Annotated in this window: 12 protein-coding genes and 1 pseudogene; 9 read left to right on the forward strand and 4 right to left on the reverse strand. The window is 73.0% G+C overall.

Annotated elements, in window-relative coordinates; genetic code table 11:
• Positions 1-12: 12 nt before the first annotated feature.
• Together JWP64_RS18630 and JWP64_RS18635 are read right to left on the reverse strand one after the other, a co-directional pair.
• Entirely contained in the window at positions 13-750 is a 738-nt protein-coding gene (locus JWP64_RS18630) for an enoyl-CoA hydratase-related protein (protein WP_297498836.1), read from the reverse strand.
• Between the two features lie 46 nt (positions 751-796).
• A complete protein-coding gene (locus JWP64_RS18635; RefSeq protein ID WP_297498839.1) occupies positions 797-2,917 on the reverse strand; it encodes an acetate--CoA ligase family protein in 2,121 nt (706 codons plus the stop codon).
• Between the two features lie 217 nt (positions 2,918-3,134).
• On the opposite strand from JWP64_RS18635, the gene JWP64_RS18640 reads away from it, so the two are divergent.
• The gene (locus tag JWP64_RS18640) at positions 3,135-3,824 is read left to right on the forward strand and encodes a TetR/AcrR family transcriptional regulator (protein ID WP_297498841.1); all 690 of its coding nucleotides are present in this window, start codon (positions 3,135-3,137) and stop codon (positions 3,822-3,824) included.
• 22 nt (positions 3,825-3,846) lie between these two features.
• Here JWP64_RS18640 and JWP64_RS18645 read toward each other — a convergent pair whose 3' ends face one another.
• Positions 3,847-4,536 carry a GntR family transcriptional regulator gene (locus JWP64_RS18645; RefSeq protein WP_297498843.1) on the reverse strand — a complete coding sequence of 230 codons (690 nt, stop codon included), beginning with the start codon at positions 4,534-4,536 and terminating at the stop codon, positions 3,847-3,849.
• Between the two features lie 176 nt (positions 4,537-4,712).
• Entirely contained in the window at positions 4,713-6,161 is a 1,449-nt protein-coding gene (locus JWP64_RS18650; protein WP_297498846.1) for a hypothetical protein, read from the reverse strand.
• A 448-nt stretch (positions 6,162-6,609) separates the two neighbouring features.
• On the opposite strand from JWP64_RS18650, the gene JWP64_RS18655 reads away from it, so the two are divergent.
• The 8 genes and pseudogenes from JWP64_RS18655 to JWP64_RS18690 form a co-directional block, all read left to right on the forward strand.
• Positions 6,610-7,272, forward strand: a complete 663-nt coding sequence (locus JWP64_RS18655) for an isochorismatase family protein (RefSeq protein ID WP_297498848.1) — start codon at positions 6,610-6,612, stop codon at positions 7,270-7,272.
• The gene (locus JWP64_RS18660; protein ID WP_297498850.1) at positions 7,269-9,152 is read left to right on the forward strand and encodes a PEP-utilizing enzyme; all 1,884 of its coding nucleotides are present in this window, start codon (positions 7,269-7,271) and stop codon (positions 9,150-9,152) included. Before JWP64_RS18655 ends, JWP64_RS18660 begins: the two co-directional genes overlap by 4 nt.
• On the forward strand, positions 9,149-10,249 hold the full coding sequence (locus JWP64_RS18665) for a PEP/pyruvate-binding domain-containing protein (RefSeq protein WP_297498853.1): 1,101 nt from the start codon (positions 9,149-9,151) through the stop codon (positions 10,247-10,249). Before JWP64_RS18660 ends, JWP64_RS18665 begins: the two co-directional genes overlap by 4 nt.
• Positions 10,246-11,106 carry a xanthine dehydrogenase family protein subunit M gene (locus tag JWP64_RS18670; RefSeq protein WP_297498856.1) on the forward strand — a complete coding sequence of 287 codons (861 nt, stop codon included), beginning with the start codon at positions 10,246-10,248 and terminating at the stop codon, positions 11,104-11,106. Before JWP64_RS18665 ends, JWP64_RS18670 begins: the two co-directional genes overlap by 4 nt.
• A 43-nt stretch (positions 11,107-11,149) precedes the next feature.
• Positions 11,150-11,797 carry an SRPBCC domain-containing protein gene (locus JWP64_RS18675; RefSeq protein ID WP_297498860.1) on the forward strand — a complete coding sequence of 216 codons (648 nt, stop codon included), beginning with the start codon at positions 11,150-11,152 and terminating at the stop codon, positions 11,795-11,797.
• Between the two features lie 8 nt (positions 11,798-11,805).
• Positions 11,806-12,414: a hypothetical protein gene (locus JWP64_RS18680; protein WP_297498863.1), complete on the forward strand. Its 609-nt coding sequence runs from the start codon at positions 11,806-11,808 to the stop codon at positions 12,412-12,414.
• Entirely contained in the window at positions 12,411-13,247 is an 837-nt protein-coding gene (locus JWP64_RS18685; protein WP_297498866.1) for an alpha/beta hydrolase, read from the forward strand. The genes JWP64_RS18680 and JWP64_RS18685 overlap by 4 nt, the downstream gene beginning before the upstream one ends.
• Positions 13,248-13,249: 2 nt before the next feature.
• Positions 13,250-13,372: pseudogene (locus JWP64_RS18690) on the forward strand (leucyl aminopeptidase); the annotation flags it as partial.

Genomic DNA, 13,372 nt, shown 5'->3' on the forward strand with positions numbered 1-13,372 from the left:
CCGGGCGATTGGTCAGCGCGAGTTGCGGCGGCGCTGGGACCACATCTGCGTGGCCCGCTCGAACTCGACGGCGGCGTCCCACCCGATCCCGGGCGGGCCCAGCTCGGTGCGGAAGGACCGGACGGCCTCGCGGGACAGGGCCGGGTCCTTGGCCGGCTCGGCCGCCAGCCGGTGCGCGGTGTCCTCGACCTCGTCGTCGGGGACCGCGGCCCAGGCCAGGCCGATCTCGGCGGCGCGGCGGCCGTCGACCTCCTGGCTGAACAGGCCCATCGCCGCGGTGGCCTCGCGGCCCGCGGTACGCCCGGCGATGGTGAAGAACCCGCCGCCGGGGTGCAGCCCGATTCGCAGGAAGCCGGCGAGGATCCGGGCGTTCTCCGCCACGACCCGCAGGTCCGTGGCGAACATCAGGTTGATCCCGGCGCCGACGGCGGCCCCGCGGACCGCGGCGATCGTCGGCACGGCCAGCTGCCCGACCCGCACGAACGCCTTGTAGACCGCGCCGGTGTCGCGGAACGCGGTGTCCTCGGCCTGGTCCGCACCCGGGTTCCAGGTGCGCCGGTCGGCGCCGGAGCAGAACGTGCCGCCCGCGCCGCGGACCACGGCGGCGCCGATCGCGGGGTCCGCGTCGATCTCCTCGCAGGCGGCGACGAGCTCACGGCCCATCTGCGGGGTCAGCCCGTTCTTCACCTCCGGCGAGTCGACGGTCAGGGTCGCGACCCCGTCGGCTTTCTCCAGGACGATCGAGCCCATCTGGTGCTCCTCCTCGGTGCGGGTCGTGCCGGTGGTGGTGGTTCTCCTACGAGCGGGTCGTGACCAGGACGTCGACCGCGACGGCCCCGGCTCCGGCCGGTCCCACGATCAGCGGGTTGATCTCCAGCTCGGCCAGCTCGGGCCAGTGCGCGACGGCCCGGCCGACCTTCACGACCGCGTCGACGGCGGCGTCGACGTCGAGCGCGGGGGCGCCGCGGTGCCCGGCGAGCAACGGCCAGGACCGCAGCGCGCGCAGCATCGCCAGCGCGGCGTCGCGGCTCACGGGGGCGAGCGCCGTCGCGAGGTCGCGGTGCACCTCGGTGCCGGTGCCGCCGAGCCCGACGGTGAGAACCGGGGGCCAGCCGTCGCTGCCGCCGCTCGCGCCGACCAGCAGCTCCAGCCCGGCCGGGACGGCGCGCTGGACCAGCACGCCGTCGAGCTCCGGGACCGCGGCGGCGAGCTCGGCGAACACCGACGGCGCCCGCTCCGGCGGGACACCGAGCCGGACCCCGCCGACGTCCGTCTTGTGCTCGAGCCCGGGCGCGACGACCTTCATGACCACGGGGCCGCCCAGCGCCCGCGCGGCCTCCTCGGCCTCGGAGGCGGTGCGCACCAGGCGCCCCTCCGGGACGGCCACGCCGATCGCGTCGAGCAGCGCCCAGCCGGACCGGTCGGCCGGCAGCCCGCCACCGGGGAGATCGGCCGGGAGGTCGACGGGCGGGGGCGGACCGGGATCCGGCTGTGGCTCCGGGGCGAGGGCGCCCGCCACGCGGGCGGCGACGGCGATCGAGGAGAACACCGGGATCCCCGCGGCGCCGAGCACGGCACGGGCCCCGGTGGTCTGGTCCTGGCCGGCCAGCCACACCACCGCGCAGGGGACGGCGCTGCCGGCCATCGCGGCGGCGAGGTCCTCGGCGAGGTCGACGGCGGCGTCGCCGGTGACCATCGTGAGCAGCACCAGCAGCGCGTCGACCGACGGGTCCGCGCAGACGATCGAGCACACCTCGCCGAACGCCCGCTCGTCCCGGTTGAACAACTGGGCGGTGACGTCCACCGGGTTGGCCAGCGCGCCGAAGGCAGGCACGAGGCGGGAGAGCTTGTCCTGGGTCTCGGGTGCGAGCTCGGGCAGGGCGAGTCCGTGGCCCTCGCAGCGGTCGGCGGCGAGGATGCCCGCGCCGCCCGAGGTGCTCACCGCGGCGATCCGCCGCCCCGCCGGCCGGGGTTGCGCCCGGAGCACGGTCGCGACGGCGAGCAGCTCCTCGACGTCGTCGACGAGAACCACGCCGTACCGCCGGGAGACGAGGGTGAACGCGGTGTCGTCGCCGAGCATCGCGCCGGTGTGCGAGACGGCCGCCCGCCGGCCTGCGGCCGACCGGCCCGAGCGCAGCACCACCAGCGCGGTACCCGCCTCCGCCGCCTCGGCGGCGAGTCGGGCGTAGGCCGCCCCGTCGCGGATGGACTCGGCGTAGACGGTGAGGACGGAGATCTCCGGGTCCCGGACGAGATGGGCACCGATCTCGGCGAGGTCGACGTCGGCCTGGTTGCCGGTGCTCACCCAGGCGGTGAGGTCGAGGCCGCGCTCGGCGGCGATGTCGAGCACCGAGCCGCCGACGGCCCCGCTCTGCCCCACGTAGGCGATGCCGCAGCTGCCCTCGAGCGGGCGCTCGGCGGCGGCGGTGAACGTGGCGAACAACCGGGCGGGGCCGTAGACGATGCCCTGGCAGTTGGGACCGAGGACCCGGACGCCGGTCTCGCGTCCGGCCGCGACGAGACGTTCCTGCAGGGCGGCGCCGTCCGGCCCGACCTCGGCGAAACCGGACGCGAACACGACGATCGCGGCCGCGCCGACCGCCCCGGCCTGGTGCACCGCGTCGACGGCGTGCGCGGCCGGGACCAGGGCGAGCACGAGGTCGACCGGGCCGGGCACCTCGGCGAGCGCGGGGTAGCAGCGCAGCCCGGCGAGCTCGTCGTACTTCGGGTTGACGGGGTAGACCTCGCCGGCGAACCCGCGGCCGGCGAGCCAGCGCAGGGGCCGGGCCATGGGGCTCTCCGGGCGGCCGGTGGCGCCGAGCACGGCGACGGCACGGGGCCGGAAGACACGGCCCCAGTCGGTGGGGCCTGCGGGGCCCGTCCGCGCCGGCCTGATCGCGCTGACCGTGTCCGTCACTGCATGGACCTCCTCGTCCGCGGGCACAGCGAGGCACCCGGACCGCGGGGTGGTCCCGCGGCCGGGTGGTGCTGTCGTGGCTGCTCGGGAGCGCTGTGGACGGTGCGACGACCACTGTGTCCCGGACGACACCGTAAGTCGACGTCGATGTCGACTACAAGTCTTTCGGCTGACGATTTCGTATGCGATCCTCGCCGCGAACCGGAGGGAGACCCAGGTGGTCGAGCAGACGTCCCGCCCTGTCGGCAGCGGCGTGGGCAGCCGGCGTCGCGCGAGCATCGGCGCGACCCCGAGCACGGCCCGGGGGAGGCGTACGCGGGCGCAGCTGCTCGACGCCGCGCGCGTCGTCTTCGAGCGCGACGGGTTCCTCGACGCCCGCGTGGCCGACATCGCCGCCGTCGCCGGAATCGCGCACGGCAGCTTCTACACCTACTTCGACTCCAAGGCCGCGGTGTTCCGCACGCTGGTCAACGAGGTGATGGAGACCGGCCTCTACGCGCCCAGCCGGCCCGCGTCCCCGCGCACGGACGGCCGGGCCCCGACCGTGGCCGAGGCGTGGCGGCGGATCGAGGAGGGCAACCGCCGCTACCTCGAGCTGTTCCAGCGCGACCGGAAGCTGCTGGCGCTGTTCGAGCAGGTGGCGTCGTTCGACGAGGAGCTTCGCCGTTACCGCCTGGAGCTGCGGCAGCGCTCGGTCACCCGGGCCGCGGACGGCATCCGCCGGCTGCAGGCATGGGGGCTCGCCGATGCGGAGCTCGACGCGGAGCTCGCCTCGCACGCACTGAACTCGATGGTCACCCAGTACGTCTACTTCTGGCTGGTCATGGGCCAGGACCTGGACGAGGGGGCGTCGGTGGCCACGCTGACCCGGCTGTGGGCGCGGTCGATCGGGCTCCCGCCGCCGTAGCCCGCAGGCGGGGGCGTCGGTTTCAGGGGACGACGGCGTGCTCGGACTCGCTGAAGTGCTTGAGTGCGAACGTGCTCGACGACTCCACGTGCTCGCGCATGAGCTGCTCGGCCAGCGGCGCGTCCTGCTCCCGGAGGGCGTCGAGGATCCCGCGGTGCTGCTCGACGGCGATCGCCGATCGCTCGGCGGGGTAGGCGTAGTTCGAGCGATAGCTGACGGTGAAGGCCAGTACCTGCCCCATGATCGTCTGCAGGAGCCTGCTGCCGGTCGCGTCGCTGATCAGCTTGTGGAAGGCCAGGTCGGCGAGGGCCTGCTCGACGGCCGTGCCCGAGCCCCCGACCCGCTCGAGCTTGGCCTGGGCGTCCACCAGCGCGTCGAGGTCCTCGCGGGTGCGCGTCCGGGCCGCCTCACGCGCGGCGTACGACTCGAGGACACTCCGCAACGAGTAGATCTGCACGATGTCGTGCGAGGTGATGGTCCGGACGGTGGCGCCCCGGTTCGGGGTGAGCTCGACCAGGCCCTCGCTCTGCAACGTGAAGAGCGCCTCGCGGACGGGAGTGCGGCTCACCCCCAGGTTCTCGGCGAGCAGACGTTCGGGCAGCGGCTCCCCGGGCCTGAGGTTCCCCGAGAAGATCTCCGTCCGCAGCACACGGGCCACGCCCTCGCTCGTGCGCTGCGACAGCGGAACGGCGTTGCGTCCCAGAGGCTGCATGTGCGGGGCTCCATCCTGAGCGATGCGCGGGGCGCTCGCTGGCTCCTTCCCACAGCTGCGGATCACCGCAGCGGAGACTTGGCTGGTGCATGATACGGAGTCGCGGTGCCGACGCGCTTGTCGCGCCCGTTCCCGTGGCACCGGCGCTCGTCACGCCCGGTGCCACGGGAACGAGGCTAGGACGTGGTGCTCGGGACGGCTGCCTCTCCGATCCCGGTCGGACCGGCGGGGTCGGGCACCGTCGGGCCGGGGTCCGCCACCGCGGCGACGGCCGGAACGGACGCCGCCAGGTCGTCGGACGAGTTCCGGACGCCCCAGCGCGCCATGTCGAGCCCGGCGATCTCGTCGGCCACGTCCGCGCGGAGCCCGCCGAACCTCTCGAAGATCAGGCACATCAGGAGGGCCGGGACGCCCGCGACCAGCATCGTCGCCACGACCCCGGCGAGCTGCCACCACGGGGTGATCTGCCCGACTCCCACCGCATGCGGGCCGTCGAGACCGATGTAGCCGCCCGTCGGGGTCCCCCACTTCAGGAAGCCGGTGAGGATCGCGCCGACCACGCCCGGGCCGAGGGCCAGCGGCACGACCTTCGGGTCGTCGATGCCGAGCCGGCGCAGGACCGTCGCGGTGCCCAGCCCCACGAGCGGGCCGAGCGCGCCGACGAGCAGGCACTGCCAGGCGGTGCCGATGTCCAGCAACGTGCCGGTGACGACCACGCCGGAGATCGGCCCGAGGAACGCCCAGGTGGGCTCCCGGCGTCGATAGGCGAGGAGGAGACCGACGACGGCTCCGCCGAGGATCGCCGCGAAGAGGTTGATGATGACGACGCCGATCCCGCTCTCGGTGAAGGAGATCCCGAAGAACCCGACGTCCGGCACGATGAACCCGCTGCCGATGGTGACGAAGGGCAGCGCCAGGAGGATCAGCAGCATCCCGATGCCGACGAAGGACAGGTTCTGCGACGCGGGCCGCGCGCCGCTCGGGTGCTCGCGGAACGCGCCGAGCCGGGGCCCGACCCGCCAGGCGAGGACGAGCACGAAGGTCCCGGCGGTGATGTAGAGGGGGAAGACGCCGTCGAAGTCGTGCGTGCCGCGCAGGGTCAGCGGCGACAGCGAACCCCAGCAGAGGTAGCCGACCAGGGGCGAGAGCACGGCGCCCACCACGAAGGACATGACGTAAAGCGGGATCGGCTTGATGCGCTCCACGACACCGGTGTGGATCAGGGCGACGGTCGCCATCGTGAACGTCACGAAGAAGACCAGGAAGATCTGCAGCACGTCCGCCTCGGGCAGGGCCGCGGGATCGATGTGCCGGGAGGCCGTCGAGGTGAAGGCCCCGCCCAGCCACCAGTCCTGGACCGCCTGCCGGAAGGGCCGGGGTAGGCCGAAGGCCTGGTTGAACTGCCATTGCCAGATCGGGTAGCCGATGAGGAGGGTGCCGAGGCCGCCGACCATCGCGGCCCCGATCTTCTGCAGGGTCGTGTCCAGGACGTTGCGGCGCCGGACGAGTCCGACGTCGATGAACACGAGACCGACGACGACGAGGAGGACGGCGATCGCCCCCACTGTGTAGATGAAGGCGGCCAGAATCCAGTTGGTGGATGCCTGCTCGGGGAATTGCGGCATGGAGCGTCTCCAGTGGAGGAGTGCCGGGCGCTGCGGACCCGCAGCGGGGAGAGAACCGAGATCCACCGTCGACCGGGTGGCGAGGGGTGGAGGCGACCCGTGTGAGTGAATCGGGTCGATTGACGCGAGAACGTATACCGGTATGCAATTCCTGACAAGCCCTCGCCGTTGCCCGTTGACCTGCGGTGATGCCTCGCGTAACGGCTCTGTTTCCGTGTGTGTCCGGATCGTTTACTCGGCCGAGGGGCTTCCGTTCGGGCCTGGTCGTAGGGCAAGCTGCCTTTCGTTCGCCGCGCACTTCCGGGGTCGCCCGTAGTTGGTATACATGTATGCCGCTGCCCGTCGGGTCGTCGCCGCGAGCGGCACGACGTGATCGCGAGAGGAGCACACTGTGGACCAAGAGCCCTCGACAGCCCGTGTGTACGACCGCGCTGGGTTCGGTCGCCCGGTGCCGCGGGGCTCTCGCCCGGCCGTGGTGGTGGTCGACTTCAGCCACGGCTTCACCGACCCGTCCTACCCGACGGGCGCGGACATGGCCGCAGCCGTGCTCGCGACCGCGCGGATGCTCGACGCCGCCCGTTCGGTGGGCGCGCCGGTCGTGTTCACCACGATCGCGTACGACCCCGCGCAGATCACCGGTCTCACGTGGCTCCGCAAGGCCACCGGTATGGCGGCGCTGACCTCCGGGAGCCGGCTCGTCGAGATCGACGACCGCCTGGACCGCAGGCCCGACGAACACCTCGTGGTCAAGACCGGCGCGTCGGCGTTCTTCGGCACCGCGCTGGCCACCTATCTCACGTCTGTCGGCGCCGACACCGTCATCGTGGCCGGCGCGACGACCAGCGGGTGCGTTCGCGCGACGGTGGTCGACGCGGTCCAGTACGGGTTCCCGACCCTCGTGCCGCGCGACTGCGTCGCGGACCGGGCGCCCGGTCCCCACGCCGCCAACCTGTTCGACATCGACGAGAAGTACGGCGACGTCGTCGACCTCGCCGACGTCCTCGGCTACCTCGCCGAGACCGGTGCGGCGCCCGCCGAGGCCACCGCTCTCCCCGGCACCGATCCCGGACGGCCGACCACCACCCACCCGAAGTCAGAGGTCCCCGCATGACGCTCACGAGCCCCGATCCCTCGTCCGCGCCGATCGAGCCCGCCCAGGCGGTGCCCGGGAAGCGGTTCGCCAGCCCGTTCGCGGTGACGACGCCACCCGGCGCCGAGGGCTGGGAGAGCATGTACCCGTACTACGCGCTGCTGAGCAAGGAGCGCGCGGAGTTCGAGGACGGCAAGTTCTGGTTCTTCGACGGCATGCACAACCCGGAACCGCTCTACCCGTTCGACACGATCATGACCGAGAACTGGTGGGTCGCCGTCAGCCAGATGTCGACCCGGGTCTGGCCGATCCCGCTGGCCGGGGGCATCGACCACCGGATCATCAACGGGTACCTCTACATCAGCCCGAACGCGGTGACCGATCCGGACGCGATCGCCGCGCGCGCCGAGGACTTCGGGGTGCGGGCCGGCCACTACTACGAGAACTGGGACGAGATCTACGAGCAGTGGGTGGCCAAGGCGACCGACTGCATCGAGCGGCTGAAGGAGATCCGCTTCGCGCCGCTCCCGGACAAGGAGCCGGAGTCCGCGGTCTTCTCCCACCGCGGCCTGTACTCGAGCTACGACCTGCTCACGAAGTACAGCGAGCTGATCCACAATATGTTCGAGATGGGCTCGTACCACTTCGAGATGCTCAACCTCGGCTACGGCGCCTACCTGACCTTCCGCGAGTTCTGCCAGGCGGCCTTTCCGGGGATCACCGACCAGACCATTGCCAGCATGGTGTCGGGCATCGACATCATGCTGTTCCGGCCCGACGACGAGGTCCGCGCCCTCGCCAGGCTGGCCGTCGAGCTCGGGCTGACCGAGCAGGTGCTCGGCAACGAGGACCCCGCGGCCGCGATCGCGGCGATCGCCGCCCAGCCTGCGGGAGGCGCCTGGGTCGAGGCCTTCGAGAAGGCCAAGGACCCGTGGTTCTGGTTCTCCACCGGCGCCGGGTACCAGCACAGCGACCGCGCGTGGATCGACGACCTGCGGCTGCCCTTCACCGCCCTGCGCGGCTACGTCAAGAACCTTCTCGACGGCCAGGACATCGCACGGCCGCTCGAGGCCATCCTCGCGGAGCGGGTGCGGGTCACCGACGAGTACCGGACCTACCTGCCGACCGACGCGGACCGGGAGTCCTTCGACGGGCTCGTCGCCCTCGCGCGCCAGGTCTTCCCGTTCGTCGAGAACCACAACTTCTACGTCGAGCACTGGCACCACTCGATGTTCTGGTCGAAGGTGCGCGAGCTCGGGGACGTGTTCGTCGCGCACGGGTTCCTCGACGACCGCGAGGACATCTTCTATCTGCACCGCAACGAGATCTACTCGGCGCTCTACGACCTCAACATCGGCTGGGCGACCGGGACGGAGGCCCGCGGCGTCACCTACTGGCGGCCCGAGGTCGAGCGGCGGCGCCGCATCCGGGACGTGCTCAAGGCGAACCCGCCGCAGCCCGCGCTCGGCGTGCCGCCGGAGTACATCACCGAGCCGCTGACGGTGATGCTGTGGGGCATCAACCAGGAGTCGGTCCAGGAATGGCTCGGTTCGGAGGGCAAGGACCCGAACCAGCTCAACGGCGTGGCCGCCTCCGCCGGCAAGGCCACGGGGCGGGCCCGCGTGATCCTGGACCCCGAGCAGCTCCACGAGGTGGAGGACGGCGACATCCTGGTCTGCAGGATCACCGCGCCGAGCTGGGCGCCGGTCTTCTCCCGGCTCGGGGCCGCCGTGTCCGACGTCGGCGGGATCATGGCGCACACCGCGATCGTGTGCCGCGAGTACGGACTGCCGGCCGTCGTCGGCACGGGCTTCGCGACGACGACCATCAGGACCGGACAGCTCATCGAGGTCGACGGCAGCAACGGCGTCGTCCGCGTGCTCGAGGACGTGAACTCATGACCACCACCGACACCCCCTTCGTCCTGCGGATCGACGATCCCGCCGCCGTCGGCAGCCCGCTGCTCGGCGGGAAGTTCGGCAGCCTGGCCGAGATGACCGCGGCCGGGTTCGCCGTGCCGCCCGGATTCGGCATCACCACGACGGCCTACCGGTACTTCCTGGCGGAGTCGGGGCTCGCCGACGCCGCCCGCACCGTGCGGGCCGAGGCCCGCGGCGCGGACCTCGCCCGGGTCCAGGAGCTGAGCTCCGCCTTCACCGCGCAGATCGAGGCCGCGGCCATGCCGCCGGCGCTCGAGGAGGCGATCCGCGGCTCCTACGCGGAGCTCGCGGAGCGCAGCGGAAGCGGGAGCGCGGGCCTGGCCGTCGCCGTGCGGTCGAGCGGCGAGTCCGAGGACCTCGCCGGGGCCAGCTTCGCCGGGCAGTACGACACCTTCCTGTGGATCCGCGGGGCCGACGACGTGCTCACGCACGTCCGCCGGTGCTGGGCGGGCATGTTCGGCCCGGCGGTGCTGACCTACCGGCCGGAGGCGACCGCGGACGCCGCGCTCGCCGACCACGGCATCTGCGTCGGCGTGCAGCAGATGGTGGAGGCGCGCTCCGCCGGCGTGATGTTCACCCTCGACCCGGTGACCGGGGACCGTTCCAAGGTCGTCGTCGAGGGCTGCTGGGGGCTCGGCGAGGGAGTGGTCGGCGGCGGCGTCACGCCGAGCCGTTTCGTCGTGGACAAGGTGACCTTCGAGATCGTCCGTCGCGAGCTGAGCCCGCAGGAGTCCGCCTACGGGGTCGACCCCGCCACCAACACGGTCGGGCTCGTCCCCGTGGCCGAGGAACGGCGGGCGGCCCCCTGCCTGGCCGACGAGGAGATCGACACGCTGGTCAAGCTGGCGAAGCGGATCGAGCAGCACCGCGGCGCCCCGCAGGACATCGAGTGGGCGGTGTCCGAGGCGGGCGACGTGCACGTCCTGCAGGTGCGCCCGGAGACGGTCTGGGCGCACCGGCGGGCCGAGCAGCTCGTGGCGCAGCCGAAGTCGGCGGTCGGGCACGTGCTGGCGCGGTTCTCCGGCATGGGCGTCACCTCGGGGAACCGGACGTCGTGAAGCCCGCCCGCTTCGCCTACCACCGGCCGACCACCGTCGCCGACGCGGTCGCGCACCTGCGCGCCCACGCCGGCGGGGCCCGGGTGCTCGCCGGCGGGCAGAGCCTGGTGCCCATGCTGAACATGCGGCTGTGGCGCCCGGATGCACTGATCGACATCAACGAGATCGACGAGCTCGACGACATCCGCGTCGACGGGGAGCGCACCGAGATCGGCGCCCTGGTCCGCTACTCCACCGTGGAGCGCTCGGCCGTCGTGGCCGAGCGGCTGCCGCTGCTCAGCCGGATCGTGACCCACATCGGGGACCGCCAGGTTCGCAACCGGGGCACGGTCGGCGGGTCCCTGGTGCAGGGCGACCCGACGGGCGAGATGCCCCTGGCCTGTCTCGTGCTCGGGGCGACCGTGGTCGCGGTGGGGCCGGGGGGCGTCCGACGGATCCCCGTCGGCGAGCTCTACGAGGGTTCCTACGCGACGGTGCTCGAGCCGGACGAGCTGGTCGTCGCGGTCGAGTTCCCGGGCCGTCCGCAGCACTTCGCCTTCCGGCAGTACTGCCGCAAGCACAACGACTTCGCCGTCGTCAGCGTGGTCGCCACGGGCGACCGGAACGACGACGGCACCTGGCGCGACGTCCGCATCGCCCTCGGCGGGGTGGCGGACAGCCCGGTGCTCGCCACCGCGGCGGCAGCCGCGCTCGAGGGCACGCCGCTGGGCGACGCCGACCTGGACGCGGCCGCCGCGGCCGCGTCGGAGGTCATCGACCCGCCGTCCGACGTGCGCGCGTCCGCGGCCTACCGGCGCCACCTGACGTCGGTCTACCTCCGCCGCGTGCTGACCGACCTGCGGGCGTCCCGCCCGTGACACGACGTGCCCGCGGGAGAAGTCCGCGGGTGGAAGAGAGATCATGAAACTCCGTGAGGAATTCGAGGTGGCCCAGCCGCTCGCCTCGGTGTGGGCGTTCTTCGAGCACCCCGAGAAGGTCGCCGGCTGTGTGCCCGGCGTCGAGGACCTGACCCTGTCCGGGCCCGACGACATCGACGTCCGGCTCACGCAGAGCGTCGGCCCGATGTCCGCGACCTTCGCCGCGACGGTGAAGATCGTCGAGCGCGTGCCCGAGAAGCTCATCGCCTTCACGGCGACCGGCAAGACCGTGCGCGGGGCCATGGGCAACGTCCGGGCGACCGTCACCGTCCAGGTGGAGCCCGCGGGGCCGGAGCGCACGACCGTGTCCGTCGACGGCGACGTGGCGCTCGCCGGCGCGCTGGGCAGCGTCGGGCAGAAGGTCGTCGCGAAGCAGGCCGGGAAGGTGACCGCCGCGTTCTCCCGCAACCTGGAGAGCGCCCTCGGTGGCGCCGTTGCCCCGGCGACCCAGGCTGTGACCGGCACCGCCCGTCCCGCCGCCGACGCCACTCCCCACGAGCCGGGGCTCCCTGCCGGCCCGCGGGCCGACGGCCCGCGGGACGACCGCTGGACGAAGATCGCCGTGGCGTTGAGTGCGGTCTCGGTGGTCCTCCACGCGATCACCGTCTGGCAGAACCGGCGCGCGCGGTGACCGGCCCGATGCCGTGGACGGCCCCCCGGGTCGGGGCGGAGTCCGAGGTCGAGGCGCTCGCCGCGGAGTGGATCGCGCCGTACCACCAGGCGGAGCACCTCGTCCGGGCGCGTGACTGGCTCGTCCACCTCACCCCGTCGGCGACGGCCGAGATGCGGATCGCGGCGATCACGCACGACATCGAGCGGATGTTCCCGGGCGGCCCGGTCCTCGGGCACGCCGACGTGCGGTGGGACGACCCGGCCTACCTGTTCCCGCACAGCCTCCGGTCGGCCGAGGTCGTCTCCGTCTGGCTCGCGAACCTGGGGCCGGTGGCCGCCACCGTCGACGTGGCCGAGATCCGGCGTCTGATCGGCCTGCACGAGGTCGGCGGGCTCAACGGCGCGGACGACGTCCAGGCCGCGGACTCGCTGTCGTTCCTCGAAACCCTCGCGGGCGTCACGCGCGGCTGGGTCCTGTCCGGGACCTGCTCGCGGGTCCAGGCCGAGCGCAAGCTGCAGTACATGGTGGATCGCGTGCGCGTGCCGGCCGCCACCCGGCTCGCGGGCCCCCTCCTGGAGCGGGCGCTCGACCAGCTCCCGGCGGACACGGCGACGGCGGAGGTGGCCGGCCGATGACGACGTCGATCGACATCGCGGGCGAGAGCGTCCTGGTGCGCGCGAACGGGCTGCGGCACCGCGTGCTGCGGTACGGGCGCGAGGGCGACCGCGACCTCCTCGTGCTGCCGGGCATCACGAGCCCGGCCGTCTGCGCGGACTTCCTCGCGGTCCGCTTCGCGAGCCAGGGCTACCGGGTGACCGTGCCGGACGTGCGGGGACGCGGGGAGAGCGACCGCGCCCCGTCGGGGGCGTACCGCCTCACCGACTACGCCGCGGACACCGCAGGGCTCGTCGACGCGCTCGGCCTCCGGGCGCCTGTGGTCCTGGGCCACTCGATGGGCGCGCGGATCGCCGCGGCCTACGCGGTGCGGCACGCACCGGACGACCACGGGCCCCTCCTGCTGGTCGACCCGCCGACCTCGGGGCCCGGTCGGGGCCCGTACCCCACCTCCCGGCAGGCCTTCCTCGACCAGCTGCGGCAGGCGCGGGAGGGCACCGACGCCGACGGTGTCCGCGCGTTCTACCCGGCGTGGCCCGAACGCGAGCTGGAGATGCGGGCCCGGTTCCTCGCCACCTGTGACGAGACGGCGGTCGTCGAGACCCACGAGGGGTTCGAGACGGAGGACTTCTTCGACTACTGGCCCCGTCTGCGCGGGCCGGTGGTGCTCGTCCGCGGAGGCGACAGCCCCGTCGTCCCCGACGACACCGCCGAGGAGCTCCGCCGGATCCGGCCGGACGTCCCGGTCCTCACCGTCCCCGCCGCCGGGCACATGGTCCCGTGGGACAACCTTCCCGGCTTCCTCGACGTCGTCCGCCCGTACCTGCTCTCGTACCTCGAGCCCAAGGAGTAGCCATGGACCAGAACCTGTTCAACGACATCTGCCTGCAGCAGCTGACCCTCTCCGGGGTGCACGAGGGCGAGACGGTGGCGGTGCTGACCCGTGGCGCGGAGCGCGGCGAGTACGCCGATGCGTTC

Source organism: Pseudonocardia sp., from assembly GCF_025465255.1.
In the GTDB taxonomy this organism is placed as follows: Bacteria; Actinomycetota; Actinomycetes; order Mycobacteriales; family Pseudonocardiaceae; genus Pseudonocardia.

What these genes read in the sequence shown, in the direction of transcription:
- JWP64_RS18665 (WP_297498853.1), top strand. Translation starts at nt 9,149, where the DNA reads ATGACCACCACCGACACCCCCTTCGTCCTGCGGATCGACGATCCCGCC.
- JWP64_RS18680 (WP_297498863.1), top strand. Translation starts at nt 11,806, where the DNA reads ATGCCGTGGACGGCCCCCCGGGTCGGGGCGGAGTCCGAGGTCGAGGCG.
- JWP64_RS18685 (WP_297498866.1), top strand. Translation starts at nt 12,411, where the DNA reads ATGACGACGTCGATCGACATCGCGGGCGAGAGCGTCCTGGTGCGCGCG.
- JWP64_RS18645 (WP_297498843.1), bottom strand. Translation starts at nt 4,536, where the DNA reads ATGCAGCCTCTGGGACGCAACGCCGTTCCGCTGTCGCAGCGCACGAGC.
- JWP64_RS18650 (WP_297498846.1), bottom strand. Translation starts at nt 6,161, where the DNA reads ATGCCGCAATTCCCCGAGCAGGCATCCACCAACTGGATTCTGGCCGCC.
- JWP64_RS18630 (WP_297498836.1), bottom strand. Translation starts at nt 750, where the DNA reads ATGGGCTCGATCGTCCTGGAGAAAGCCGACGGGGTCGCGACCCTGACC.
- JWP64_RS18660 (WP_297498850.1), top strand. Translation starts at nt 7,269, where the DNA reads ATGACGCTCACGAGCCCCGATCCCTCGTCCGCGCCGATCGAGCCCGCC.
- JWP64_RS18675 (WP_297498860.1), top strand. Translation starts at nt 11,150, where the DNA reads ATGAAACTCCGTGAGGAATTCGAGGTGGCCCAGCCGCTCGCCTCGGTG.